Source organism: uncultured Caballeronia sp. (assembly GCF_964243625.1).
Taxonomy (GTDB): Bacteria; Pseudomonadota; Gammaproteobacteria; order Burkholderiales; family Burkholderiaceae; genus Caballeronia.
In genome coordinates this window covers 1-5,317 of the sequence record NZ_CAXTGZ010000427.1, presented here as the reverse complement: position 1 = coordinate 5,317, position 5,317 = coordinate 1, and the positions used below count along the sequence as shown (strand labels likewise).

At 62.7% G+C, this 5,317-nt stretch carries 4 protein-coding genes; 3 read left to right on the top strand and 1 reads right to left on the bottom strand.

Annotation, left to right across the window (positions count from 1 at the left end; all coding sequences use genetic code 11):
• The first annotated feature begins 345 nt into the window (after positions 1–345).
• The 3 genes from ACFFAR_RS23700 to ACFFAR_RS23690 are packed head-to-tail and all read left to right on the top strand — an operon-like array spanning position 346 to position 5,091.
• The gene (locus ACFFAR_RS23700; protein WP_061998314.1) at positions 346–1,653 is read left to right on the top strand and encodes a dicarboxylate/amino acid:cation symporter; all 1,308 of its coding nucleotides are present in this window, start codon (positions 346–348) and stop codon (positions 1,651–1,653) included.
• Positions 1,654–1,699: 46 nt separating this feature from the next.
• A complete protein-coding gene (locus ACFFAR_RS23695; RefSeq protein ID WP_375508576.1) occupies positions 1,700–3,703 on the top strand; it encodes an ATP-binding protein in 2,004 nt (667 codons plus the stop codon).
• Between the two features lie 47 nt (positions 3,704–3,750).
• Positions 3,751–5,091 (top strand): sigma 54-interacting transcriptional regulator, encoded by a 1,341-nt coding sequence (locus ACFFAR_RS23690; RefSeq protein ID WP_174364337.1) that lies wholly within the window; start codon positions 3,751–3,753, stop codon positions 5,089–5,091.
• A gap of 69 nt (positions 5,092–5,160) precedes the next feature.
• Here the strand turns inward: ACFFAR_RS23690 and ACFFAR_RS23685 are convergent.
• Positions 5,161–5,317, bottom strand: a 157-nt coding sequence (locus ACFFAR_RS23685; RefSeq protein ID WP_375508577.1) for a TlpA family protein disulfide reductase, incomplete at its 5' end; no start/stop codon positions are given.

Sequence of the window (5,317 nt, the reverse complement as noted above, 5' to 3'; positions counted from 1 at the left end):
CTGAACCCTCAAAACCTCGGGAAAGCCCGTAGATAAAGCGTCTCAGGGATTACCCGAATGCCGTCCGGATGGTCGGAATGGGTTTTCTTGAAAATCCGGAAAGACAGATTCCGGTCGCTCCAAGGCAACGAAAACCCCTTAAAAATCAAGCGTCGACGCGTTGCAAAAACTGGCACTGACCTTGCAATACAGAAGGAAGGCCAGCAGGCCCCCAAAAAAAACAAGGAGACCATTCAATGCAGCCCTGTTCACGCAAATCAACCTGATTTCTGCCGACGCCAGACGCGCATCGCCGCAGTCGGGCGCCGGCGCGTTTTTGTCTCACCCTTTTGCCATTTGCCGACCATGCCCGGAACAACTGTGACAACCGTCAAAAAACCTTTTTATAAAATCCTGTATGTGCAGGTGCTGCTGGCTATCGCCATTGGTATCGCGCTCGGGCATTACTATCCCGCGCTCGCCACCGACATGAAGCCGCTCGGCGATGCGTTCATCAAGCTCATCAAGATGGTGATCGGGCCGATCATCTTCTGTACCGTCGTGACCGGGATTGCCGGCATGGAAGACATGAAGAAGGTCGGGCGCGTCGGCGGCAAGGCGCTGCTCTACTTCGAAGTCGTCTCGACGTTCGCGCTCGTGCTCGGCCTCGCCGCCACGCACATCCTGAAGCCGGGTGTGGGCTTTAACATCGATCCGGCTACGCTCGACGGCAAGGCGGTCGCTTCGTATGCTGCGAAGGCGCACGGCCAGACCACGACCGACTTCCTGCTGCACATCATTCCTGACACGATGTCCTCCGCGTTCGCGCAAGGCGAGATCCTGCAGATCCTGCTGATCGCACTCCTGTTCGGCGCGGTGCTGGCCACGGCGGGCGAGAAAGGCCGTGTCGTGACGGGGTTTATCGAAGGGCTGTCGCATATCCTGTTCGGCATCGTGCGCATCATCACGAAGCTGGCCCCGATCGGCGCGTTCGGCGCGATGGCCTTCACCATCGGCAAGTACGGCATCGGTTCGCTGATTCCCATGCTCAAGCTGATCGGCACGTTCTATCTGACGTCGGTGATCTTCGTGGTCGTGGTGCTCGGGATCATCGCAAAGCTGGTGGGCTTCAACATTCTGCGCTTCGTCGCGTACATCAAGGAAGAGATGCTGATCGTGCTGGGCACGAGCTCGTCTGAAGCTGCGTTGCCGCAACTGATGCTCAAGCTCGAAAAGCTCGGCTGCTCGCGCTCGGTGGTGGGCCTCGTGGTGCCGACCGGTTATTCGTTCAACCTCGACGGCACGAACATCTACATGACGATGGCCGTGCTCTTCATTGCACAGGCGACCAACACCGACCTTACCTGGACGCAACAACTGACGCTGCTCGCGGTGACCATGCTGACGTCGAAGGGTGCAAGCGGCGTGACCGGCGCAGGTTTCATCACGCTGGCCGCAACGCTCGCCGTAGTGCCGACCATTCCGCTGTCGGGCATGGTGCTGATCCTCGGCATCGACCGCTTCATGAGCGAATGCCGTGCGCTCACGAACATCGTGGGTAACGGCGTGGCGACGGTGGTCGTGTCGGCATGGGAAAACGAACTGGATCGCGACAAGCTGCGTGACCAGCTCAAGCACGGCGCGGTCGATACCGAAGCCGAAACGGTTTCCTGATCGGCGCTGAAGCGATTCGAACGATCGCACAAAGGAACCAACGGCAATGAAAGCGGCGAAGCATTCTCTGGCGGATGCTTCGCCGCGCGTGTTTACGGGCGCCGGGCATCCGGGCGCCGGGTATCCGGACGCTGCGTTCGAAGCCGCGCGTGCCACAATCGGTGGATCTCACCCATTGGAGCCCGTTCACTTGACGCGGCGATTGCTGGTTTTCCTCGTGCTTCTCGCGGCGCTCTGCGGCGTGTGCGCGCTCACGTGGACTGTTGCGTGGCAGCGCGGCCTTGACGACCTGCGCCAGAACGCGGCGACGCGCGTGGATCGCACGACCGCCGAGCTGAAAAGCACGCTCGCCCGCTACGAATACCTGCCGTATCTGCTGTCGCGCCATCCGTTCGTCCAGGAAGTCCTCGCCGATCCAAACCCGCGTTACGCGGCCCGTGCCGATCGCTATCTCGAAGACCTGAACACGCATGCCCGGGCTACGGCGACTTACATCATCCAGGCGAACGGGCGCTGCGTCGCGGCGAGCAACTGGAACGGCCCGGACAGTTTCGTGGGCGCGGAATACCTGTTCCGCCCGTACTTCGTCGATGCCGTCAAAGGCGGCACCGGGCGCTTCTTCGGACTCGGCACCATCTCGCGCGAGCCGGGATATTTCATCTCGCAGCCGGTTTTCCGCGAGGGCTCGCACGAGATCATCGGCGTGGCGGTCGTGAAGCTGAATCTGGAATGGCTGCAGGGCGCCGATTCCTCGGAACCGCTTCTCGTCACCGATGACCACGGCGTGATCTTCCTGTCCTCCGTGCCGGAGTGGAAATATCACACGCTGCGGCCATTGCCGAAGGACATCGAGGCATCGGTTTACACGGCGCGGCAGTACGCGCAACATCCGGTGACGCCGTTGCCTATGACCATCGTGCGCACGCTCGAAGGCGGCGCGCAGATCGTGCGGGTGGGCGGCGGCCGCGACGCGCCCAGTTATCTCGCGACGCAGCGTGCGCTCGGCGAACCTGACTGGCATCTGATGACGATGGTGTCGCTCGCACCGGCCGTCGATGCTGCGCGCAGCGCGACCATCGTCACGGCGCTGGTGTTCATCTCGCTGTGTTCGGTGGCGTTTTACTGGCGCATGCGCCGTGCGCGAGTGCGCGAAATGATCCGCAGCCGCGCGCTGCTGCAGACCGCTTACGCCGAGCTCAACGAACGCGTGGCGGAGCGGACGGCGGATTTATCGCAGGCGAATGCGTTGCTGACCAGGGAAGTGAGCGAGCGCACGCGCGCTGAGCAGGACCTGCGCGCCGCGCACGACGAGCTCATCCAGGCGAGCAAACTGGCCGCTCTGGGGCAAATGGCTGCGGGCATCACGCACGAACTGAATCAGCCGCTCGCCGCGCTGCGCAGTTTTTCGGACAATACGCGGGTGTTTATCGAACGAGGGGATCATGTCGCCGCGAATGAGAACCTCGAAGCGATCGCCGCGCTCACCGAACGCATGGGCAAGATCACGAATCAACTGAAATTGTTCGTGGCGAAGGCGCGGCCGAAAAATGCGCGTACCGACGTCCGCCGCGCGCTGCGAAACGTGCTCGCCATGCTGCAGCCGCGCATGAAAAACGTGAAGGTCGCGTTCGGCGCGGATGACCAATCGGCTCTCTTTGTACGCTGCGAGGACCTGCGTCTCGAGCAGATCCTGATCAACCTGATCGGCAACGCGCTGGATGCGGTGGTGTCGTGCGACGTGCCGCGTATCGATATCGAGCTGATCACGAACCAGACGACGGTCGAGATCGTCGTGCGGGACAACGGCCCCGGCATTGCGCCCGATATCCTGCCGCGCCTGTTCGAGCCGTTTTTCACGACGAAGGAGATGGGGCACGGCCTGGGGCTCGGCCTGGCTATTTCGTCGGCAATCGCACGCGATTATGGTGGTACGTTGGTCGCGCGCAACGTCGCGCCGCAAATCGAAGTCGATGGACCCGAAGGCGGCACGCAGGCCGACGCCGATCGCTCGCACGGCGCAGAATTCGTGATCACGTTGTTGCGCGCTTAAGCGCCGGCCTGGCGCTGGCCGAGAGAATCAAGCAGGAGCAGGAAGCCATGACAGCAGGACTTCAAGTGATCTTCATCGAAGACGACGAACTGGTGCGGCGCGCGAGCGTGCAAAGTCTCCAGCTCGCCGGTTTCGACGTCGCCGCATTCGGCAGCGTGGAAGGCGCCGCACGGGCTATCGACGCCAGCTTTCCCGGCGTGATCGTGAGCGACATTCGTCTGCCCGGCGCAAGCGGCCTCGATCTGCTCGCGCAATGCCACGAGCGCGCGCCCGAAGTGCCGGTGATCCTCGTCACGGGCCACGGCGATATTTCGATGGCCGTCCAGGCAATGCGCGACGGCGCGTACGATTTCATCGAAAAGCCGTTTGCGTCCGAACGGCTGATCGAAGCCGTCCGTCGCGCGCTTGAACGGCGCAAGCTTGTGCTGGAAAACCGGGCGCTCAGGCGCGAACTCGCGGGACAGAGCAGCGTGGCGCCCAGGATCATCGGGCGCAGTCCCGCCATTGAACAGGTCCGCAAGCTGATCGCGAACGTGGCGCCGACCGATGCCTCCGTGCTGGTCAACGGCGACACCGGCGCGGGCAAGGAACTGATCGCGCGAAGCCTGCACGATCTCTCGCCGCGTCGCGATAAACCGTTTATCGCTGTGAACTGCGGTGCGTTGCCCGAGCAGATGTTCGAATCCGAGATGTTCGGCTACGAAGCCGGCGCGTTCACCGGGGCGCAGAAAAGGCGTATCGGCAAGCTCGAACACGCGTCGGGCGGCACGCTGTTCCTGGATGAAATCGAAAGCATGCCGCTCGCGCTGCAAGTGAAACTCCTGCGCGTCCTGCAGGACGGCGTGCTGGAACGGCTCGGCTCGAACCAGCCGATTCGCGCGAACTGCCGCGTGATTGCGGCGGCCAAGGGCGACATGGAGGAACACATTGCGGCGGGGACCTTCCGGCGTGACCTGATGTATCGGCTGAACGTCGTGACTATCACGCTGCCGCCGCTCGCGGAACGCCGAGAGGATGTGGTGCCGCTCTTCGAGCATTTTCTCCTCGATGCCGCCGTGCGCTACGAGCGCGCCGCGCCGCTCCTGAGCGATCGGCAGCGTGCAGAGCTGATGCAGCGCGACTGGCCGGGGAATGTGCGGGAATTGCGCAATGCGGCTGACCGGATGGTGCTGGGGATCATCGATGAAACGGGTGTTCCTATCGACGCCGCCACGCAGTCGCTCAAGGAGCGCACGGAGCAGTTCGAGCGCGCGGTGATCGGCGAGGCGCTGGAGCAGTGCAGCGGCGTGGTGGCCGCGGCGGCCGACCGGCTGCAGTTGGGCAAGGCCACGCTCTACGAGAAGATCAAGCGGTACGGGCTTGCGGCGAAGGGTGAGGGCGAGCGCTAGGTGTGTGAAGGCACGCCATGAACGAAAACGCCCAGCTTGGCTGGGCGTTTCTTCTGACGAAGTTCAAACTCAGGCGGCGTTCAGCGCCTTGTCGAGCAAGGCATCGAGTTCCGCAAACGTCGGTTCACCCACGTAGCGCTTCAGGATCTTGCCGTTCCTGTCCACCACGAAAGTGGTCGGCGTGAGCTGCACATTGCCGAATTGCTTGGCCGCGCTGCCGTCGTCC

What these genes read in the sequence shown, in the direction of transcription:
- ACFFAR_RS23695 (WP_375508576.1), top strand. Translation starts at nt 1,700, where the DNA reads ATGAAAGCGGCGAAGCATTCTCTGGCGGATGCTTCGCCGCGCGTGTTT.
- ACFFAR_RS23690 (WP_174364337.1), top strand. Translation starts at nt 3,751, where the DNA reads ATGACAGCAGGACTTCAAGTGATCTTCATCGAAGACGACGAACTGGTG.
- ACFFAR_RS23700 (WP_061998314.1), top strand. Translation starts at nt 346, where the DNA reads ATGCCCGGAACAACTGTGACAACCGTCAAAAAACCTTTTTATAAAATC.